At 59.9% G+C, this 18,909-nt stretch carries 23 protein-coding genes and 1 pseudogene; all 24 read left to right on the top strand.

Features of this window, described 5'->3' with window-relative positions; all coding sequences use genetic code 11:
* Position 1 precedes the first annotated feature (1 nt).
* The 24 genes and pseudogenes from H8F23_RS07260 to H8F23_RS07150 all read left to right on the top strand — a co-directional run bounded on the left by H8F23_RS07260 (position 2) and on the right by H8F23_RS07150 (position 18,792).
* Positions 2 to 514 (top strand): hypothetical protein, encoded by a 513-nt coding sequence (locus H8F23_RS07260; protein ID WP_194933891.1) that lies wholly within the window; start codon positions 2 to 4, stop codon positions 512 to 514.
* A 3-nt stretch (positions 515 to 517) separates the two neighbouring features.
* A complete protein-coding gene (locus tag H8F23_RS07255; protein WP_194933890.1) occupies positions 518 to 1,126 on the top strand; it encodes a phage baseplate assembly protein V in 609 nt (202 codons plus the stop codon).
* Positions 1,127 to 1,141: 15 nt separating this feature from the next.
* Positions 1,142 to 1,474, top strand: coding sequence for a phage baseplate protein (locus H8F23_RS07250; RefSeq protein WP_194933889.1), 333 nt, complete (start codon positions 1,142 to 1,144; stop codon positions 1,472 to 1,474).
* Complete coding sequence (locus tag H8F23_RS07245; RefSeq protein WP_194933888.1) at positions 1,471 to 2,466, top strand: baseplate J/gp47 family protein; 996 nt, start codon at positions 1,471 to 1,473, stop codon at positions 2,464 to 2,466. Before H8F23_RS07250 ends, H8F23_RS07245 begins: the two co-directional genes overlap by 4 nt.
* A complete protein-coding gene (locus H8F23_RS07240) occupies positions 2,463 to 3,098 on the top strand; it encodes a phage tail protein I (protein ID WP_160056257.1) in 636 nt (211 codons plus the stop codon). Before H8F23_RS07245 ends, H8F23_RS07240 begins: the two co-directional genes overlap by 4 nt.
* Positions 3,099 to 3,896 (top strand): annotated as a pseudogene (locus H8F23_RS29255) (phage tail protein); the annotation flags it as partial.
* Positions 3,897 to 4,346: 450 nt separating this feature from the next.
* Positions 4,347 to 4,637, top strand: a complete 291-nt coding sequence (locus H8F23_RS29445) for a gp53-like domain-containing protein (RefSeq protein WP_456107223.1) — start codon at positions 4,347 to 4,349, stop codon at positions 4,635 to 4,637.
* Positions 4,638 to 4,647: 10 nt separating this feature from the next.
* Positions 4,648 to 5,073 (top strand): phage tail assembly chaperone, encoded by a 426-nt coding sequence (locus H8F23_RS07230; protein WP_194933886.1) that lies wholly within the window; start codon positions 4,648 to 4,650, stop codon positions 5,071 to 5,073.
* Between the two features lie 101 nt (positions 5,074 to 5,174).
* Positions 5,175 to 5,360, top strand: a complete 186-nt coding sequence (locus H8F23_RS07225) for a hypothetical protein (protein WP_194933885.1) — start codon at positions 5,175 to 5,177, stop codon at positions 5,358 to 5,360.
* Positions 5,361 to 5,362: 2 nt separating this feature from the next.
* Positions 5,363 to 6,529 carry a phage tail sheath protein gene (locus tag H8F23_RS07220; protein ID WP_194933884.1) on the top strand — a complete coding sequence of 389 codons (1,167 nt, stop codon included), beginning with the start codon at positions 5,363 to 5,365 and terminating at the stop codon, positions 6,527 to 6,529.
* A complete protein-coding gene (locus H8F23_RS07215) occupies positions 6,529 to 7,035 on the top strand; it encodes a phage major tail tube protein (RefSeq protein ID WP_016985055.1) in 507 nt (168 codons plus the stop codon). Before H8F23_RS07220 ends, H8F23_RS07215 begins: the two co-directional genes overlap by 1 nt.
* A 149-nt stretch (positions 7,036 to 7,184) precedes the next feature.
* Positions 7,185 to 7,766, top strand: coding sequence for a phage tail assembly protein (locus tag H8F23_RS07210; protein ID WP_194933883.1), 582 nt, complete (start codon positions 7,185 to 7,187; stop codon positions 7,764 to 7,766).
* A 128-nt stretch (positions 7,767 to 7,894) separates the two neighbouring features.
* The gene (locus tag H8F23_RS07205; RefSeq protein ID WP_194933882.1) at positions 7,895 to 9,871 is read left to right on the top strand and encodes a phage tail tape measure protein; all 1,977 of its coding nucleotides are present in this window, start codon (positions 7,895 to 7,897) and stop codon (positions 9,869 to 9,871) included.
* Positions 9,871 to 10,254: a phage tail protein gene (locus H8F23_RS07200; protein WP_095050425.1), complete on the top strand. Its 384-nt coding sequence runs from the start codon at positions 9,871 to 9,873 to the stop codon at positions 10,252 to 10,254. The genes H8F23_RS07205 and H8F23_RS07200 overlap by 1 nt, the downstream gene beginning before the upstream one ends.
* A complete protein-coding gene (locus tag H8F23_RS07195; protein WP_194933881.1) occupies positions 10,247 to 10,459 on the top strand; it encodes a tail protein X in 213 nt (70 codons plus the stop codon). Before H8F23_RS07200 ends, H8F23_RS07195 begins: the two co-directional genes overlap by 8 nt.
* A 9-nt stretch (positions 10,460 to 10,468) precedes the next feature.
* On the top strand, positions 10,469 to 11,500 hold the full coding sequence (locus H8F23_RS07190; RefSeq protein ID WP_194933880.1) for a phage late control D family protein: 1,032 nt from the start codon (positions 10,469 to 10,471) through the stop codon (positions 11,498 to 11,500).
* Positions 11,501 to 11,649: 149 nt separating this feature from the next.
* Positions 11,650 to 12,234, top strand: a complete 585-nt coding sequence (locus H8F23_RS07185) for a phage tail terminator protein (RefSeq protein WP_194933879.1) — start codon at positions 11,650 to 11,652, stop codon at positions 12,232 to 12,234.
* Positions 12,231 to 12,410, top strand: a complete 180-nt coding sequence (locus H8F23_RS07180) for a DUF2635 domain-containing protein (RefSeq protein WP_007908782.1) — start codon at positions 12,231 to 12,233, stop codon at positions 12,408 to 12,410. Before H8F23_RS07185 ends, H8F23_RS07180 begins: the two co-directional genes overlap by 4 nt.
* Positions 12,410 to 13,906: a phage tail sheath subtilisin-like domain-containing protein gene (locus H8F23_RS07175; protein ID WP_194933878.1), complete on the top strand. Its 1,497-nt coding sequence runs from the start codon at positions 12,410 to 12,412 to the stop codon at positions 13,904 to 13,906. The genes H8F23_RS07180 and H8F23_RS07175 overlap by 1 nt, the downstream gene beginning before the upstream one ends.
* Positions 13,907 to 13,973: 67 nt before the next feature.
* Positions 13,974 to 14,321 carry a phage tail tube protein gene (locus H8F23_RS07170; protein WP_007908779.1) on the top strand — a complete coding sequence of 116 codons (348 nt, stop codon included), beginning with the start codon at positions 13,974 to 13,976 and terminating at the stop codon, positions 14,319 to 14,321.
* On the top strand, positions 14,318 to 14,614 hold the full coding sequence (locus H8F23_RS07165) for a phage tail assembly protein (protein WP_007908778.1): 297 nt from the start codon (positions 14,318 to 14,320) through the stop codon (positions 14,612 to 14,614). The genes H8F23_RS07170 and H8F23_RS07165 overlap by 4 nt, the downstream gene beginning before the upstream one ends.
* Positions 14,615 to 14,744: 130 nt before the next feature.
* A complete protein-coding gene (locus tag H8F23_RS07160; protein WP_194933877.1) occupies positions 14,745 to 16,517 on the top strand; it encodes a phage tail tape measure protein in 1,773 nt (590 codons plus the stop codon).
* Entirely contained in the window at positions 16,504 to 17,739 is a 1,236-nt protein-coding gene (locus H8F23_RS07155; RefSeq protein WP_194933876.1) for a DNA circularization protein, read from the top strand. Before H8F23_RS07160 ends, H8F23_RS07155 begins: the two co-directional genes overlap by 14 nt.
* A gap of 3 nt (positions 17,740 to 17,742) precedes the next feature.
* Positions 17,743 to 18,792, top strand: coding sequence for a phage baseplate assembly protein (locus H8F23_RS07150; protein WP_194933875.1), 1,050 nt, complete (start codon positions 17,743 to 17,745; stop codon positions 18,790 to 18,792).
* Positions 18,793 to 18,909: the final 117 nt, after the last annotated feature.

Below are 18,909 nucleotides of genomic sequence, written 5' to 3'. Positions count from 1 at the left end.
TATGCCCACACCGATCCAGCAGCCGTCGCAACTGTTCACCGCCATCGCGACGACGCTGCGCAACACCGCCGGGCTCAACCTCAATGTCGGCAATCACGAAGATTTCACTGCACCGGGCGATCAAGCCTGGGTGCTGATTGACTTCGACCGGAATGCGCCGGGCGCCCGTGCCGCAGATGGGCGTATCGCTCATGTCCTGACGCTATCGCTGCAAGTCATTCCGGCACTTTCAGCCAGCGCCTTTGCAGCGTGCGACCTGATCGCCGTGCTGAAGAACCTGATCACCGACAACCGCTGGGGCCTACCCGGCGATCAGTCTGATCTGCCGACCAATATCGATGGCTTGCCGTCATTACTCGCCCAGCAATACAAGGCCTGGACCCTGACGTTCGAACAGACGCTCTACCTCGGCCCGACCTTGCTCGACGACCCGCTCGGCACACCGAAATTCGCCCGCACCTGGGAAGTCAGCAATATCGACGATCCAGACCAATACACCGCGCTGGAGGCCTGACCGATGTTCGACGCATTACTGCGCATGCAGCTCGGCCCGATCATCGAACGCCTGGCCGAAATGGAAGCGGAAATCGACGACCTGCACCGCCGCGCCGAAAGCTTCTGTCGCATCGGCATTTGCCAGACCGTCGATGCCGCGAGCAACACCTGCCAGGTCAGCCACGGTGGCTTGCTCACCCCGGCTATCAAGTTTTTCAACCCCAGCGCCGGCGCGCAAAGTGAGTCGCGGATTCCGACCGTGGGTGAGCAGTGTCTGCTGTTCAACTACGGCAGCGGCGAAAGCGGCGCGCAATCCGTGGCGCTGTTCGGTCTGAACAGCGATCGTTTTCCACCAGCCTCTACGATCCCGACGCTGACCCGTCGCGTGCATCAGGATGGCAGCGAAAGCGGTTACGACGATGCTTCGCACACCCTGCACTGGCAAAACGGCCCGGCAGACTTCAGCGGTTCTCGCGAGTCGCTGGAACTGAGCATCGGCCCGGCCCGGTTAGCGATGACACCACAAATGATCACCCTGCAACTGGGTGCCGTCGGCCTGACCATCGACCCTTCGGGCGTGCACTTCAGCGGTCCATTGGTCGATCACCAGGGCCGTGTCATCAGCCCCTGATTCAAGAGCCTCCACATGATCGGAATCGATAGAGACAGCGGGGCCACGGTCGACGACTGGCTGCAATTTGTGCAGCGCGCGACCCGGGCCCTGACCACACCGCTGGGCACCCGGCAAAAACGCCCGTTGTACGGATCGTTGATCCCCACGCTGCTGGGGCAGAACCTCGGTGACGACGTTCTGCTGTTGGCCCAGAGCCACGCGGCGCAAGCGTTCTACAACGCGCAAAACGGCATCGACGATTTTCAGCCGCAAGTGATCGTCGCCAGCCGTCAGGGCGCCGGTCTGCTGCTGCGTTTCGCCGGCACCTGGAAAAACCGTCAACAAACCTTCGAGGTCGTGACATGAGCATGTTGATCCCCGGCCAGAACCAATTGGCCGAACCCGCACTGATCACCGTTGAAGCCTTCGAAGACTTGCTCGCCGAGTTCAAGACTTTCGTCGTCGAATACGTCGGCGCGCGTTCGCCGGACAGCGCCGCAAAACTCAAGACCAGCCTGGAAAACGAAAGCGAACTGCTGACGCTGGCGCTTGAGGCTTTCTGTGTCCGGCTGCAAACCCACGAACGCAAATACAACGCCCGCATCAAACAGATGCTGGCGTGGTGGGCGACTGGCAGCAACCTCGATGCGCGGCTGGCGGACATGGGCCTTGAGCGGCAGTTGCTGGATGCGGGCGACCCCGCAGCATTTCCGCCGGTGCCGGCGATTTATGAAAGCGACGACGACGCCCGCCTGCGTTATTACCTGGCGCCGCATGCGCCGGCAGCAGGTTCGCGGATGCAGTATCGCCGCGAAGTCTTTACGCTCGGCGAGCGTCCGACGGTGCAAGTCGAATCCACCGAGGCAGGTGTGGTGAATGTCACTTACACCTTCAACCCGGACGGTCTCGCTGCGCAGGTCAAGGATGGCAATGCTCGGCGTACCGCGCCGGGCGAAGTGCAGGTCACTGTGCTGTCCCGCGACGGCGATGGCACGCCTTCCCAGGCATTGCTTGAAGGCGTTCGTCAGCACTTCGCACGACCGGATGTACGACCTGAAACCGACCTCGTCACCGTCAAGGCTGCTGACATTCAGCGCTATAAGATCCGCGTCGTCGTCAAGATCAATTCCGGCCCGGATTCGGGTCTGACCAAAGTCGCCGCGCAACAGCAATTGCAGGCCTACGCCGACAGTTGCCATCGCCTCGAAGGTCGGGTTGATCCGAGCTGGATCGACTACACGCTGCACAGCGCCGGTGCCGTGCAATTGCAGATTCTTGAACCGCTGGTGCCGATCGTGACTACGGCGTTTCAAGCGCCGTATTGCACGGCGGTCGAGGTTGAGGTGCTGACGCTATGAGTGAAAAAACTCAGCGCCCCACACTCCTGCCGGCCAACAGCTCGGCACTCGAACGAGGTCTGGATCTGGGCTTCGGCGCACTGCTTGATCGCATCGCGCCGCCGTTTCCCGAACTGATGAACCCGAGCGAAACGCCGGTCGCATTCCTGCCTTATCTGGCAGCGGATCGCGGTGTCGCCGAATGGAGTACCGCCGCACCGGAAGCGGAAAAACGCCTGACCGTCGAACTGGCCTGGCCCACCGCGCGTCAGGCGGGCACTCGCAAGGCGCTGGAAAACGCCGCCAAGGGTTTGCAACTGCGCCCGGAAATCCGCGCCTGGTACGAACAGACACCGCCCGGTGCGCCGTACAGCTTTTCCGTACGAGCCTTCAGCGACCAACCCTACAGCGAAGAAATCGACGCCCGTCTCGACCGACGCCTGGCTGATGCCAAGAGCGAACGCGATGTGTTGACGGTCTCCGTTGGCTTGAGCGCTTTCGGCAATCACGTCATCGGCGCCGCGACGTTTTGCGGAGAGCTGACCACGGTTTATCCGGTGTTCATCGAAGGGCTGGAAACCTCGGGAGAGGCATTCATGGCCGCCGGCATGTACACCGTCGAAACATCCACTATTTATCCTCAGGGGGCCTGAATGGCTGACTATTACACCCTGCTCACCAACGCAGGGATTGCCTACGAAACGGCGTGCAAGGCCGCGGGCACGCCGATCAAGCTGACGCAGATTTCCGTCGGCGATGGCGGCGGCACGGTCTACAACCCGGCCGCGACCGCCACGGCGCTGAAGCGCGAAGTCTGGCGCGGGCCGCTCAATGCGCTGTTCCAGGACGAGAAGAACCCGAGCTGGCTGCTCGCCGAAGTGACCATTCCGCCGGATGTTGGCGGCTGGTATGTACGGGAAGCGGGGCTGTGGACTGATACCGGGATTCTCTATGCCATCGTCAAATATCCGGAGTCGTTCAAACCGGTGCTGGCGACGTCGGGGTCGGGTAAAGAGTTTTATATCCGCTCGATTTTCGAGACCAGCAATGCGTCCTTGGTGACGTTATTGATTGATGACACGGTCGTGAAGGCTACTCGTGCCTGGGTCGCGGAGTATGTGGCGGATGAGCTGGCGAAGCTTGATGCCAAGCAGTCGGTGCGCGTGGCTACGACTGGCAATATTACATTGAAAGCGGCACAAACCGTTGATGGTGTCGCCGTCGTTCCTGGTGACAGAGTGCTGGTGAAAAACCAGACGTTATCGAAAGATAATGGACTGTACGTTGTTGCAAATGAAGTCTGGATTCGTGCAAAAGATGCCGACTCAAATCTTAAGGTAACGCCAACTCTGACCGTATCTGTTGAGCAGGGTACAACTCAAGCCGACACGATCTGGCAGCTTGTTACCGATGGTCCTGTGCTCCTCGGCACTACTGCTTTGGTGTTTCAAAACATCACCTTCGGCTTGGCACCGCTCAGTTCTCCGGTGTTTTCCGGCAGCCCGACAGCGCCAACGGCTAGCGCTTTTAGCAATGATGATGTTCTGGCAACTACGAAGTTTGTCCAACGAGCGCTGGGTAGTTACGCCGGCCAGACAAACTATGACTCCAACACCCAGTTGACTGTTGCCGACGTCGGGAAACTGTCGATCTTTACCACAGCAGGTTTGACGGCGACGCTCCCCGATTGGAACAGCGTGCCTCCGGGGGGCTTGGTACATCTGACAAGTACTGGGGGGCTAACGGTCAAGACCCGGGCAGGAGAAACCTTTGGAGCTGTAAACACAACCAACTTGACTAGCGTTGTGCTCCAACCAGGCAATTTTGCGGTTTTCAGGCGCTTGTTGCTTGGTCCTGGGTGGAGTCTGGACTCGGGGGATGCTGCGCTGAAATATTCGCCGATGTTTCAGTCTTTGCTTACAGGTACTAACGGTTACAAAAAAGATCCCAGCGGATTGATCGAGCAATGGGGTTTTTTGCCTGGTTACAATACGGGCGGAACGATTTCCGTTGTTTATCCCACCGCGTTCACCACATCCACTTTTTCAATTATGACTCAACGGATGGACGGGGTGATTACCTCGGGCACGATCGTAGTCAATAGCTCGTCGTTGAGTGGATTCAGCTTTGTCGATACTGGTCTGCCTGCAAATGACGTCAACGCCATATATTGGACTGCAAAAGGAAAGTAAGGGACCACCAATGCACTATTCACCGTCAAAAAATGGATTTTATGATCCGGGTTTTACCGGCCAACATCCTATCGACATAGTACCGATTACCACAGAAGAACATCTTCGTTTGCTGAACGGGCAAAGTAACGGGCAAATAATTGAGGCGGGTCCGGAAGGCTACCCAATCTTAAAAGACCGGCCTGCTGCTACACCCGAGCAATTAGCGATCTCCGAACGCTATTGGCGCGATCAGCAACTGGCGGAAACGGACGGCATTGTCGCCAGGCATCGAGACGAGCAAGAAGAAGGTCAGAACACGACGCTGGCACCGGAGGAATATGGTCAGTTGCAGTCTTATCGTCGCGCATTGCGTAACTGGCCGGAGGCGGGGGGGTTTCCGTTGTCGGCACACCGTCCTCAAGCGCCTGCATGGCTCTCGCTGCAGCCCCTATAAACTCCCCTTACTCCGGGGCGTTTTCTTATCCGCTCAAAAAAAAACAACACCCGCCAAGCCCCTCCCCAAGAGGGGCTTTCCCGTTTATGGAGAAACGAAAAATGGCAACCCGCCAAACCTACACCGTGCTCGTCCCATTCCCCACCGGCGGTGGGCACTGGTCGAGCGTCGGTCAAGACCTTGATCTGCTCGACGTCGAGGCCAGTGCCCTGCACACCGCCGGTCGACTGCAACTGAAAACCCCCACCACCCAGGCCAAAAAGGCCGCTGCCAAGAAGGCTGACTAACCATGGCTGAGGTTTTGAACTTCGAGCACAACGGCATTACCGTCAATGCCACCGAATCCCCCGAGGCCATGGGTGGCCTGGGTGACAACGTCATCGGTCTGGTCGGCACTGCGCCGAAAGCCGATCCGCTGATTCCGCGTAACGCGCCGTTTCGCATCAACAGCTTCACCACCCATGCGCTGCTCGATCCGACCGGTTCCGAAGAGGGCACCCTGTACCACGCGGTTTACCAAATCCTCAAAGTGGTCAAGGTGCCGGTGTACGTGGTCATCGTCGAAGCGGGCGCAACCCCGGCCGACACCGTCAACAACGTGATCGGCGGCGTTGATCCGCTGACCGGCCGCAAGCTCGGTCTGGCTGCGCTGGGCAGTGTTCCGGAAGACCTGACCATCATCGGTGCGCCGGGCTTCACCGGTACCAAAGCGGTGGCCAGCGAGTTCGCCTCGTTCGGCAAGCGCATCAAGGCTCGTGTGGTACTGGATGGCAAGGACGCCTCGGTCGCTGATCAAGTGACTTACAGCCAGGAACTCGGCGGCGCCGATCTCGGTTTCGACCGTTGCCTGGTGGTGCACAACATGCCGGCCGTGTACTCGAAAGCAGCGAAGAAAAACGTCTTCCTGTCGCCTTCCAGTCTGGCGATCGCTGCGCTGGCCAAGGTCAAGCAGTGGGAGAGCCCGGGCAATCAGGTGACCTACGCCGAAGACGTCTCCCGCGTCGTCGAATACAACATCCTCGACACCTCCACCGAGGGCGATCTGCTCAACCGCTACGGCGTCAGCTACTACGCCCGCACGGTGCTCGGCGGCTTCTCGCTGCTGGGTAACCGCTCGATCACCGGCAAGTTCATCAGCTACGTCGGCCTCGAAGATGCGATCAGCCGCAAGCTGGTCAAGGCCGGCCAGAAAGCCATGGCGAAAAACCTCACCAAATCCTTCATGGATCAAGAGGTCAAGCGCATCAACGACTGGCTGCAAACCCTGGTCGCCGACGAAACCATTCCTGGCGGCAGCGTTTATCTGCACCCGGAACTCAACAGCGTCGAGAAGTACAAGAACGGCACCTGGTATGTGGTCATCGACTACGGCCGCTACGCGCCGAACGAACACATGGTTTATCAACTCAACGCCCGCGATGAAATCATCGAGCAGTTCCTGGAGGACGTTCTCTAATGTTTACCAACCGCGTAAGACAGGCCATCGCGGCCACCCTGCAAGGCCTGCCGTTGTCGGCAACCGTTGAAGAATTCACCCCGCCGAAGATCGAATTCGACGTAGAAGAGATGCGTGGCGGCCGCTTCATCGTCGAAGAAATGGCCAAGGGCGGCAAAGCGCTCAACGCCAAGCTGACCCTGCAAGGCCTCGGCGCCGAAGTCATGCTCGCACTGGGTGTGAAGCTGGGCGACGACATCCTGCTGAACGTGCGTGAAGCCGGTCAGGATCAGGATGGCAACACCTGGTTCACCTATCACACCGTCGGCGGCAAGCTGAAATCCCTCGAAGAAACCGCGGTGAAAATGGGTGAAAAACCCAAGACCAATCTGGAGCTGTCCTGCCGCACTTACAACCGCCTGGAAAACGGTGTACCGGTGATCGACATCGACGTGCGCACCCAGAAGTTCGTGCTCAACGGCGTCGACATCCTTGGTGATGCCCGCCGTGCGGTGCTGATGCCGTAACACTCGGCACAACACAAAACCCCTGTAGGAGTGAGCCTGCTCGCGATGACGTCAGGTCAGTCGAATCATCGTTGACTGACACATCGCTATCGCGAGCAGGCTCACTCCTACAAGGGGTGCGAAACCCACAATCACCAAGGAATTCATACATGTCGTGGATGCCACCCCAGCATGAGCTGCTGTCTCCAATCACCGGCGACGACGGTTCGCAGATCAACCAGCTCCAGCTCAAGCCGCTGTTCTACGCCGCGCAAAAAGAAGCGCTGGAACGTGCCGGCGATGATGAAGACGATCAGTTCTTCGAACTGGCGCTGCTCGCCACCGGCCTGTCGGTCAAGGAACTCGACCAGCTCAAGCGCCCGGATTACGTGAGCATCGCCCAGTACGTGCACGAGATGTCGACACGCCCTGCGGCGTACTTTCTCGATCAGGTCGAAGACGCGCAAAAATCCGACGATCCCGATCAGATCCAGCTGCTGCAACCGCTCGCCGTCACCGGCCGCACCGTGACGTCGCTGAGCCTGGAAATGCCCGTGCTGCGCGCGACCAAAGTGATGAAGAAACTGAAAACGGCCAAGGAACGCGCCGAGTTCATCACTGCCCATTGCACCGGCCTGATGATCCCCGATCTGGCCCACTTGACCGTCCCGGACTGGACGCAATTGCAGGTGCGCATCGACGATTTTTTAAACCAGCCGGCGGCCTACTTTCGGAACGCGACATCGAAGTAATCCTCGATATCGTCCCGCTCATTTACCCGGTAAGTGAAGCGGAGATTCTGGAATGGGACGCCGAAAAGGCGTTGCGCCGCTACGACATAGCGATCACTCGCCTTGGCGTAAAACAGGAGTAGAGCGGCATGGCAGAGAGCAAATATGCGCCGATGAACGCTGATGAGCACAGTGCAGCGGCCCCCGGCAATATCAGTTTGAACATGGCAGCGGTGAGCTCCGGTACAGGAGCGATCGGCCGCGAGCAGATTTCCAGCCTGAGTCAAGCGCTCATCACCGCGAGTATCAAGATCGGCTCGCTGACGGCCGCGATCGACTCATTGAGGCTGGCGTTGTCCAGCCTGCGTTCGATTTCGCTGAACAGCAATGCGAAGAGCGAGTCGCCCCGCGAACCGACAACGTCGGGTGAGGCCAGTGAGCGGGCCAAGGTGCCTGAGAGTCTCAAGCCAGCGATTGACTTTTACACGGCTGCTGCCGAGTTTGGCAGCGCCGCGCAACTGCCGCCAAAGCAGTCCAATGAAATGGCGCTGTCGAGCCTGATAATGGCCACTAAGCCATTGGTGGCAGCGGGCGGCACGAGCGGTCTAGAGTTGCTCAAGGTCGCCACACTGGCGGCTGACGCAGGGGTCGGCAATGAGCTCACCAATGCGTCGGACAAACCTTTTGAATTGCTCAACTTCGCCAGCGACGCTGCGATCGTTGCGTCAGCCTTCAAAGTTCCGGCCACGGAAGTCGCCGAAATGATGGCGGTTTGGCGCACTTCGATGAAGCTCACTCGCGATCAGGCGTTTGATCTCGCGGATGCGACAAACCAGCTCGGCAAAATGCCGGGTGGCGCCAAACCGGCAGACATCGGTGCCGTTCTCAAACAGTCGGGTGATGCGGCGATTGCGGCAGGCCTGCAACCCGAGCAAGCCGCCGCGCTGTCCGCAGCCTTGCTCAACAGCGGGACGAAACAAGACGATGCCAGCGAGGCGTTGAAGCGCATTTCCCACGCGCTGGACAAGGGGGACAACGCGTCCGCCACTGAGCGTGGTGCCTGGAAGCAACTGGGGCTGGATCCCGCGGTCGTAACCGCGGCGATGCATGACCCGGACAAGCAAAGTGCACAGGGAGCGATACTGTCGGTGCTGGCTGCGCTGAACGCTAAACCGGCCGAGCAACGCGCCCAGTTGGCGCAGACACTATTTGCCGATGGCGGTAATGCGGTGCAGTTGCTGTCGCAGAACCTTGGCGACGTCAACCAGGCCTTCACGCAAGTGAAGGACAAAGACCAATACGCGACGTCGAAGGTCGGTGATCAGAGCTCGGTGCGCCAGTCTGCACTGATGCTCTCCAATACCCCGCAAGGACAGTGGAATGCTCAGAACGCGCGAAGCGAGCGCTTGGCCATCGCCAGCGCCAATGCCGTGTCGCCTTCTCCAGAGGTGCTGAGTGTTGCCGGTGCCAGCCTCGACAGGATGAGTGAATTCGCCGAGGCCCATCCGACGACTGCGGCAGTGATCATCACTGTCGGCACAGCCTTGAAAAAGATATTCGATCTGCTGTTGGACACCGCTGTCGAGGAGGGGAAAGAGCGGTTGGGCAAACGGATACCCGGTGGCGCACCGGGCAATCCTCCCGATCTTTCATCTACTGGCGATTCTGCAGTGCAGCTTCCAACGGATGCGCCGGTGGTGGAGATCGCCAGTCTGGCGCCCGCAGCCGCCAGGGAAATGGACATCGGCGAACCCTCCTTCTTGCTCAATACGCCGCGTCTGGGGCCTCCGAGCGTTGCCTTGGAAACGATTGCTCAGGTTGCTCCAGCCTCGGACAGAGACGCGGGAGCCGCATTGAGTGATCGGCTCGTGTTCTTCGCTCCCGACACACTCTCCGCGCCCGGCCAGGTCAGCAAGGATCTGGCGAGCGCTCAGGCCGCCAACCAGCATGTCACTTACGCACCTTCGGTTCAGGTGTACTGCAGTGATCCGGGCAGTTCGGAAAACATCGGATTGCTGGTGACACAGCACCTGCGAAGCCAGTTCGACAGCCAATTCACACCGCTGATGACCAGCAACCCACTCGCCACCCGCCGTGACGCAGCCCTGACCGATGGAGTCGCCTGATGAAACAACAAATGGCATTAGGCAGCTTCATCTTCGGCCTCTCGCGCCAATTTGCGTACCACTCGTTGTTGCGCAAGTCCGATGGCGGCTGGACGGAAATACAGATACTCACCAGCAAACCGAAATCCAGCCAGACCGGCCAGAAGCCGGAAACCCTGACCATCACCGGCAAATCGATGTACGCCGTGGCCATGGATCGGCTGGATGAATTGCGCGCCTTGCAGGCGCTGCGTATTCCGCTGCCGCTGATCGATGGCATTGGTCGCAACTGGGGTCTGTGGCGGATCAACAGCGTTCAGGAAACCCAGACCCAGATCATCGATGACGGCACAGCGATGGTCGTCGATTGGGTCATCGAATTGGCGGAGTTCAACAATGCGTAAGGTCCGAAGCGTGGCCGGTGATTCGGTGAATCTGCTGCTCTACCGCGAAACCGGGCGCAGCGATGATGCCGCCGAAGAAGCCCTGTGGAAACTCAACCCGACCCTGGCCGAACGCGGCCCGGTTCTGCCCGCTGGCATCTGGGTCGTGCTGCCTGAACTCGACAGCAAACCCGCCGCGACCAAAGCGCTCACGGCCTGGGATTAAGGAGGTTGTATGGCATTGGGTTTTACCCCGGTCGTGCAGATTTATGGCGCAAACGCGGATCTGCTCAACCAGCGTCTGATCAGTTGGGAACACATTGATGCCGCCGGTATCGAGTCGGATCAACTGACCCTGACCATAGATCTGGAAGGCCTCGAAGGGCTGCCAAATCTGGGCGGGAAAATCGGCCTGCTGGTGGGTTACCTGGAAATGGAAGAGATGGTCGACAAGGGCCAGTTCAAAGTCACTCGCCTGACACCGACGCTGTTTCCGTTTCGCCTGACCCTGGTAGCCACTGCAGCGCCTTTCAGCAAGGATGACGAGACCGGCTTCAAGCAGCGCCGCACCGCCAGTCATGGACCGACGACACTCGGTCAGTTGTTTAGCAAACTGGTGTCGCAGCACGGTTTTTCATCGCGTGTCGCAGCGGATGTGTCGATGATCAAGATCGCCCACGTCGACCAGTCAAACGAAACCGACATGGGCTTTCTGACGCGGCTGGCGAAGAAGTACAACCTGGTCGCCAAACCTTATGGCGATGCGTATGTGCTGGCGCGGCCCGGTCAGATCAAATCAATCTCGGGGCAGAAACTGCAGGATGTGACGCTGTCGGTCACCCACAACAATCGTCCCAGCGATCACGCCTTCATCAGCGCCACGCTGGAAGAGGCTGCCCGCGAACAGGCCAAGGGCTGCAAGACCTGTTTTGTCGATGCTGTTACAGGCGTTTTGCATTGGATCGAAACGGGACTTGCACCGTTCAAGACCATCCGCCAGAAGCAACCCAACGAAGCCGACGCCATCGCCGTGGGCGAAGGCGAAGTGCGCAAAATGCTCCGGCAAAAGTTCAAGGTAAAGATCACCTGCCCGGGCAATCCGCAGCTGGCCGCCGAAGGCCTGGTGGTGCTCGATGACACCTGGCCTGACTTTATGCGCGGGCGCTGGTCGATCGACAAAGTCACTGCCAGCGGCAATCGCGAGAACAGCTATCGCTGCCTGATCGATGCGTCGTGCCTCGACCCGAAAGCCGAAGCCAAGGACTGATCTCACAGCCCACGAGCCCCCCTGTAGGAGTGAGCCTGCTCGCGATAGCGGTGCCACATTCAAAACCAACGCGCCTGACACACCGCTATCGCGAGCAAGCTCACTCCTACAGGGGCCTGCGGTAACTCCCACTATTTTGGAACACCCCCATGAAGATCACCCCGATCCTCACGCAGTTGCGTGGGCAATGCCCAAGCCTTGCCAATCACATTTCGGTGGGTGTCGATCTGGCGTTGCTGCAAGGCAACCCGGATCTGCCGACACCTTCGGCCCACGTGCTGCCACTGGCCGACTTGGCGAGTGAAAGCACCACCCAAAACCTCACCACCCAACCGATCCGCGACCGCTTCGAAATCGTCCTGGTGCTTGACGCCACCGACGCTACAAAAGCGCTGGATCTGTTGCACGACCTGCGTGCCGAACTGTGGCGCGCAGTGGTGGGTTTCAAGCCCGACAAAGACTACAGCGCCATCGTCTATGACGGCGGCGAAATGGTCTCGATCAACAGCAGCCGCGCCTTCTACCGGCTGCGCTTTTTTGCCGAGTTCCAGCTCGGCCGCAATCTGCCGAGTCAGCCTGCGGAGAGTTGGCACGAACGCGAACTGGACGGTTTGTCGTCCTTTACCGGGGCCACCGTGCGGGTCGATGCGATCGATCCGGCCGACCCCAACCTGAAACGCCCGGGCCCCGATGGGCGCGTGGAAATGACTTTCTCTGGAGACGTAACCCCATGAGCAATCGCATCACCGTACTGCCGGCCGAAGGCCGCGTCGTACCTGACCCGGAGGCCGGCGATCTGCTGCCGCTGGAAGGCCGTGAAGTGCTGGACAGTGCCTGGTGGCGCCGACGTCTGGCCGACGGCGATATCACCCTCAAAACCGCACCAGCCAAACAAAAGGGAGCCAAATAATGGCGATCGGATTCAGCAACATCCCGGCGGACATTCGTGTACCGCTGTTCTATGCCGAAATGGACAACTCGGCCGCCAATAGCGCGAGCTCGACCCTGCGTCGTTTGATCGTCGCTCAGGTCAACGACAACATCGCGCCGACCGAAGTCGGCAAACTGGTGCTGGTCTCCAGCGTTGCGCTGGCCAAGAGCATCGGCGGTCAAGGCTCGATGCTCGCCTCGATGTACGAGACCTTCCGCAAGGCTGACCCCATCGGTGAGATCTGGTGTCTGCCGCTGCACAACGCTGAAGGCGCGATCGCCAAAGGCGTGCTGACCCTGACCGGCACCGCCACTCAGGCTGGCGTACTCAACCTGTATGTCGGCGGCGTGCGTGTGCAAGCCACCGTGGTCAACGGTGCCACCGCTGCCCAGGCAGCCACTGCACTGGCGCAAAAAATCAACGCCACCGCCGACCTGCCGGTCAGCGCTGCCGCTGCCGAAGGTGTGGTCACCCTGAACGCCAAATGGACTGGCGACAGCGGTAACGACATCAGCCTGCAATTCAATCGTCTGGGCAAGAGCAACGGCGAAGACACCCCGGCTGGCCTGACCACTGCGGTCACTGCCATGACCGGCGGCGCCGGCGTGCCGGATCAAGTGGCGGCGATTGCCGCGCTGGGTGATGAGCCGTTCGAATTCATCGCACTGCCATGGTCCGATCTGTCGACCCTCAACACCTGGCAAGCGGTCATGGATGACAGCACCGGTCGCTGGTCGTGGGCCAAGCAACTGTTCGGTCACGTCTACAGCGCCAAGCGCGGCACCGTCGGTACGCTGGTCGCAGCAGGCCAGGCCCGTAACGATCAGCACATGACCATTCAGGCGCTGGAGCCGGGCGTACCGCAACCGTTCTGGGTGCAAGCGGCGGCACTGGCTGCGCGCACTGCGGTGTTCATCTCCGCCGACGCCAGCCGTCCGACCCAGAGCGGCAGCCTGCCGGGCGTTGACCCGGCACCGGCGAGTGAGCGCTTCACCCTGACCGAGCGGCAGTCGCTGCTCAACTACGGCATCGCCACCGCGTACTACGAAGGCGGTTACGTGCGTATCCAGCGCTCGATCACCACCTACCAGAAAAACGCTTACGGTCAGGCCGATAACTCCTACCTGGACAGCGAAACCATGCACCAGTCGGCGTTCATCGTGCGCCGTCTGCAAAGCGTGATCACCAGCAAGTACGGCCGGCACAAACTGGCCTCCGACGGTACCCGTTTCGGCGCCGGCCAGCCGATCGTGACGCCAGCGACCATTCGCGGCGAGCTGATCGCGCAGTACGCCAAGCTCGAACTGGAAGGCCACGTCGAGAACGCCGAGCTGTTCGCCGAGCACCTGATCGTCGAGCGCGACGTGCAGGATCCGAGCCGCGTGAACGTGCTGTTCCCGCCGGATTACATCAATGGTCTGCGCGTGTTCGCACTGCTCAACCAATTCCGTCTGCAGTACGACGACGCGGCTTGATCGCCGCGTTTGACCACCAGCATTCAGCCCACCGCGCGTGGGCTTTTTTATTCAAGGGAGTAACACCATGGGTCAACTGATTGCAGGCACCTGCTACGTCAAAGTCGACGGCGCACAACTGACCATCAATGGCGGCTGCGAAGCCCCGCTGATGGCGGTCAAACGCGAAACCGTCGTACCCGGCTTCTACAAGGAAACCGACATCGCGCCGTCGTTCAAAGTGACTGCGCTGCACACCGCCGACTTCCCGCTGAAGAAGCTGATCGAAGGCACCGACATCACCGTCACCTGCGAATTCAGCAACGGCAAAGTCTACGTACTGGCCGGTGCGTATCTGGTCGAAGAGCCAGTCTCTAAAGGCGATGACGCCACCATCGAACTGAAATTCGAAGGCATCAAGGGGACCTGGCAATGAGCGGCGCCGTGAAGCTTCAGGTTGCGATCGAAGCTCACGGCGAGCCCCTGACCGAACTCGTCCTGCGCCGTCCGACGGTGCAGGAAGTGCGAGCGATCAAGGCGCTGCCGTACAAGATCGACAAGAGCGAAGAAGTCAGCCTCGACATGGACGTGGCGGCCAAATACATCGCCGTGTGCGCCGGTATTCCACCGTCGTCGGTCAACCAGTTGGATCTGGCTGACCTCAATGCGCTGAGCTGGGCCGTTGCAAGTTTTTTCATGAGTGCGGCGTCGGCGCCATCACCGACCTGATCGCCGTCGCCTATGACCTGGCCTGGTTCTGGAAGGTTGACCCCGAACAGATGATGGCCAGGCCACTGGATGTGCTCCGCGAATCGCTGGAGCACGCGCAACGGATCAATGCGATGCAGCAGGTGCAGTGATGGCAGACGAAGAAACGAAAGTAAAAACTCCGGTGCTGATCACGGGCATCGATGAGCTATCGCCCAAGCTCAGCGCCCTTCAGGCCAAGGTCGGCAGTTTCAAGAAAAATCTCGAGCAGGTTGGCCTCGACAAACTGGACATCAGCGGGCTGTTCAAGGGCGGCAGCGTGATCACGCCGTTCGTGGACGGGATCAAATCGGCGGCGGCGTTTCAGGGCAAATTGACCGAAGTCAGCGACACGGCAAAAACCGTCGACCTGCCCGCCACACCGAAAGTCGCAGCGCAGAACATGAACGTGTTCAGTGCGTCGATGGAAAAGGTTTCCGCAGCCGTGGACGCGGCACTGGTGCCAGCGGTGGGCGCGTTGGTGGTCGGGCTGGAACCGATGCTGACCCAGGTCGGCAGCCTGCTCGCCGACAACCCGAAACTGGTCGAAGGCCTGGCGGCGGGGGCGATTGCCTTCTCGGCGATGCAAACCGCTGTCACCGGTATGACCCAGGTGATGGACGTGATGAGCATGGTGCTCAAGACCAATCCGATCATGTTGATCGCCATGGGTATCGCAGTGGCGGCCGGTTTGATTTATGCCAACTGGACGCCGATCAGTGCCTTTTTCAAGGGCATGTGGGAGGGCGTGAAAAACATCGGTGTGAGTGCGATGGCGACGTTGCGCTCGATCCTCGATTGGCGACCGCTGGATACACTGGCGGCTTTGTGGTCACCGATTGCGGGATTCTTCTCGGGCATCTGGGACAAGGTCAAAACCGTCACCGCGCCAGTGATCGACTTCTTCAAATCGGTGTTCTCGTGGACGCCCGCCGGCATGATCCTGGAAAACTGGGCGCCGCTGACCGGGCTGTTTTCGGCGATCTGGGACTTGCTCAAGGCCTTGAGTGTGCCGGTGATGGCGTTTCTCAAAGGTCTGTTCGACTGGACGCCGTTGGGGATGATCATCAACAACTGGGGGGCGATCACTGGCTTCTTCGCCTCGATATGGACGGCGTTGCAACCGGCGGCACAAGCCATCAAGGACTTCTTCGGCACGTTGTTCGACTATTCCCCACTGGGGATGATCGTCAACAACTGGGGCAGCATCGTCACGTTCTTCGAACCGATCTGGGCCGCATTGCAAACCTCGGCGCAGCAGATCAAAAGCTTCTTCCAGAGCCTGTTCGAATGGTCGCCGCTGGAACAGATCGCGATGTACTGGCAACCGATCAGCGAAGTGTTTTCGGCGCTGTGGGGCGTGGTGCAAGCGTTGGCCGCGCCGGTGCTGGAGTTTCTGCACAGCATGTTCGAATGGACGCCGTTGGGGCAGATCATCAAGAACTGGGGGCCGATCACCGAGTGGTTCGGCGAGTTGTGGCAAAAACTGCAAACCGTGATTGCGCCGATCAAAGAGCTGTTCGACGGCGGCTTTGCCGGACTGATCGCCAAGGTTACCGGCAAGGTTGAAACGTTCACCGAAGCGCAACGCCAGACCAATGCCGAAGGCAAAGGCGAACTGACACCCGCGTTCTTTGGGGCAACGCCGCAAGCAGCCAACGGTGCACTGCAAAGTGGTTCGTTGCCACAGAGTTCCGGCGCACTGATTCAACAAAGCGCAATCAACAACCGCACGCAACTCGAAGGCGGCCTGACCGTGCGCTTCGAAAATGCGCCGGCAGGCCTGCGTACCGATCAACCGCAAACCAATCAACCAGGGCTGGCGCTGTCTTCGCGCATCGGCTATCGCTCGCTGTCGGCAGGAGGTTCCAATGAACTGGCGTGACCGTTTGTTGCCGGCATCCTTTCGTGGTGTCGGCTTCTGGATCGATCAGGCGAAAACCCCGGTCGGTCGCAAAGGTCAGTTGCACGAATACCCGCAACGCGACCTGCCGTATTTCGAGGACCTCGGCCAGCAGGCCAGGATTCACGATGTCACCGCATTCATCATCGGCGCCGATTGCCTGGAGCAGCGCGACAAGCTGCTCAAGGCTTTGGAAGCGGGCAATGGTGAACTGGTGCATCCGTGGCTCGGGCGCCTGCAAGTCAAGGTCGGCGAATGCGACATGACCCACACCCGCCAGGACGGCGGGTTGGTGACCTTTACCCTGAAGTTCTATCCAGACCAACCGCTGCCGTTCCCGACTGCCACCGTCAGCACACAGAAAGTGTTGCTGGCCAAGGCCGACACGCTGTTGGGTTCGGCGGTGGCACGCTTCGAACAGGCGATGACGCTGATCAAGGCCGCGCGGATCGGCATTGCCAATCTGCGTAACAGCCTGACCGGGGTTTATGAGGTGATCAAAGAACAGCTCAAGCCGCTGATCGAGCAGTACCGGCAGATCACCGAACTGGTCAAGGCAGTGAAGGAGTTGCCCAAGGAAGTGGCGGCGGAGTTCAAAGGCCTGCTCGGCGATATCAAGGAGCTCAAGGAGTTTGCGAAGGAGGGCTACCGTGGCGTGATTGCCGACGTGTCGCAACAACTCGAAGCGATCCGCAAGGCTGATGCGCCGAAGATCACCACCGGCAAGGACACCAACGCCGCGGCGCAGGCCATGGCCGATCTGGTGCAGGACACGATGCTGGTCAAAGTGGCGCAATGGGTAGCGTCGATGCCAGTGGCGAGCCCCGCCGTGAAGCTGTCGTCGACACCTTCGGTGGCGCAGCAGGCGGATCAACCCGTGACCCGTCCGGAAGTACCGGTGACCGATGAAATGAAAGCACTGCAGAAGGCGGTCGGGGTGGCCATTGATCCGATGCTGGACAAGGCCGATCCCAAACACCACCAGGCAATCAACGATGTGAAGGAAGCGCTGCTGGCGCATCTCAAGGCAGTGGCGTCATCCGGTGTGCGACAGGTCACCAAATCGTTCCAGGAAAGCCTGCCGGCGCTGGTTGTGGCCTACAAGCAATTTGCCGATGCCACACGGGTGACTCAGGTGACTCAAAGCAACGCGATGAACCATCCGGGCTTTTCACCCAACGACGTGAAAGTGTCCAGGGAGTGAGCCATGAGCGAGATGGATAACCGCGTCACATTGACCGTCAACAACATGGAATACGGCGGCTGGAAAAGCGTGGAAATCACCGCTGATCTGGAGCGCCAGTTCCGCACCTTCAAACTCGACATCACCTGGCAGTGGCCAGGGCAGACGGTGGATCAGCGGATCAAACCGGGTGACCCCTGCGAAGTGAAAATCGGCCAGGACCTGGTGCTCACCGGCTACGTGTTCAAGGCCCCGATCAGCTATGACGGACGCCAGATCAGCCTGAGCATCGAGGGCAGTTCCAAGACTCAGGATCTGGTCGACTGCGCCGCGAGAAACCAGCCGAACCAGTGGCAGGAGCAACCGCTGTTGAGCATCGTTCAGGCACTGGCAATGGAGTACGGGCTGATGGTGGTCAATGAAATTCCCGAGACTGCGCGGCTGACCAAGCACACGATAGTGCCGGGTGAAACCGTGTTCCAGTCGATCGACCGTTTGCTCTCGTTGCTGCGGGTGTTTTCCACCGATGACGAGCAGGGCCGGCTGGTGCTGGCCAAACCCGGCAGCGGTGGGCGGGCCAGTGATGCGCTGGAGCTGGGCAAGAATATCCTGTCGGCCAACGCCCCCATGGATCAGAGCCAGGTGTTCTCTGAATACCGGGTGATCGGTCAGCAGAAAGGTTCGGACAAGAAGAGCGGGGCGGCAGTCAGCGAGGTTGAATCCAGTGCGACCGATCTGAGCTTCAAACGTCGCCGCACCACGATCATCAACGAGGGCACCGCGCTGACGTTCGAACTGGCCCAGCAACGCGCCCAGTGGGAGAGCGCCACCCGTATGGGGAGGGCGCAGACCACCACGTATCGGGTGCAGGGCTGGCGTCAGGCCAACGGTGATCTTTGGCGGCACAACACGCTGGTCAAAGTCACGGATCCGGTGCTTGGGTTTGATGGTGACATGCTGATCTCCAAGGTCACTTATTCGCTGTCGGCACAAGGCTCGGTGACCACGCTGCAAGTGGCGCCGCCGCATACCTTCGACGCCAATCCAATGCCACCGAAAAAATCCCCGGCCTGACACCGAACCCTGTAGGAGTGAGCCTGCTCGCGATAGCGTCGGCAGCCTCAACATCACAGTGCCTGACCCACCGCCATCGCGAGCAGGCTCACTCCTACAGTTGATCGCGTCGTGGCC

Source organism: Pseudomonas neuropathica (assembly GCF_015461835.1).
Lineage (GTDB): Bacteria > Pseudomonadota > Gammaproteobacteria > Pseudomonadales > Pseudomonadaceae > Aquipseudomonas > Aquipseudomonas neuropathica.
This window is presented reverse-complemented; position numbering and strand designations above follow the sequence as displayed.

Coding starts and splice junctions, on each gene's coding strand:
- H8F23_RS07260 (WP_194933891.1), top strand. CDS start 2: ATGCCCACACCGATCCAGCAGCCGTCGCAACTGTTCACCGCCATCGCG.
- H8F23_RS07255 (WP_194933890.1), top strand. CDS start 518: ATGTTCGACGCATTACTGCGCATGCAGCTCGGCCCGATCATCGAACGC.
- H8F23_RS07250 (WP_194933889.1), top strand. CDS start 1,142: ATGATCGGAATCGATAGAGACAGCGGGGCCACGGTCGACGACTGGCTG.
- H8F23_RS07245 (WP_194933888.1), top strand. CDS start 1,471: ATGAGCATGTTGATCCCCGGCCAGAACCAATTGGCCGAACCCGCACTG.
- H8F23_RS07240 (WP_160056257.1), top strand. CDS start 2,463: ATGAGTGAAAAAACTCAGCGCCCCACACTCCTGCCGGCCAACAGCTCG.
- H8F23_RS29445 (WP_456107223.1), top strand. CDS start 4,347: ATGTTTCAGTCTTTGCTTACAGGTACTAACGGTTACAAAAAAGATCCC.
- H8F23_RS07230 (WP_194933886.1), top strand. CDS start 4,648: ATGCACTATTCACCGTCAAAAAATGGATTTTATGATCCGGGTTTTACC.
- H8F23_RS07225 (WP_194933885.1), top strand. CDS start 5,175: ATGGCAACCCGCCAAACCTACACCGTGCTCGTCCCATTCCCCACCGGC.
- H8F23_RS07220 (WP_194933884.1), top strand. CDS start 5,363: ATGGCTGAGGTTTTGAACTTCGAGCACAACGGCATTACCGTCAATGCC.
- H8F23_RS07215 (WP_016985055.1), top strand. CDS start 6,529: ATGTTTACCAACCGCGTAAGACAGGCCATCGCGGCCACCCTGCAAGGC.
- H8F23_RS07210 (WP_194933883.1), top strand. CDS start 7,185: ATGTCGTGGATGCCACCCCAGCATGAGCTGCTGTCTCCAATCACCGGC.
- H8F23_RS07205 (WP_194933882.1), top strand. CDS start 7,895: ATGGCAGAGAGCAAATATGCGCCGATGAACGCTGATGAGCACAGTGCA.
- H8F23_RS07200 (WP_095050425.1), top strand. CDS start 9,871: ATGAAACAACAAATGGCATTAGGCAGCTTCATCTTCGGCCTCTCGCGC.
- H8F23_RS07195 (WP_194933881.1), top strand. CDS start 10,247: ATGCGTAAGGTCCGAAGCGTGGCCGGTGATTCGGTGAATCTGCTGCTC.
- H8F23_RS07190 (WP_194933880.1), top strand. CDS start 10,469: ATGGCATTGGGTTTTACCCCGGTCGTGCAGATTTATGGCGCAAACGCG.
- H8F23_RS07185 (WP_194933879.1), top strand. CDS start 11,650: ATGAAGATCACCCCGATCCTCACGCAGTTGCGTGGGCAATGCCCAAGC.
- H8F23_RS07180 (WP_007908782.1), top strand. CDS start 12,231: ATGAGCAATCGCATCACCGTACTGCCGGCCGAAGGCCGCGTCGTACCT.
- H8F23_RS07175 (WP_194933878.1), top strand. CDS start 12,410: ATGGCGATCGGATTCAGCAACATCCCGGCGGACATTCGTGTACCGCTG.
- H8F23_RS07170 (WP_007908779.1), top strand. CDS start 13,974: ATGGGTCAACTGATTGCAGGCACCTGCTACGTCAAAGTCGACGGCGCA.
- H8F23_RS07165 (WP_007908778.1), top strand. CDS start 14,318: ATGAGCGGCGCCGTGAAGCTTCAGGTTGCGATCGAAGCTCACGGCGAG.
- H8F23_RS07160 (WP_194933877.1), top strand. CDS start 14,745: ATGGCAGACGAAGAAACGAAAGTAAAAACTCCGGTGCTGATCACGGGC.
- H8F23_RS07155 (WP_194933876.1), top strand. CDS start 16,504: ATGAACTGGCGTGACCGTTTGTTGCCGGCATCCTTTCGTGGTGTCGGC.
- H8F23_RS07150 (WP_194933875.1), top strand. CDS start 17,743: ATGAGCGAGATGGATAACCGCGTCACATTGACCGTCAACAACATGGAA.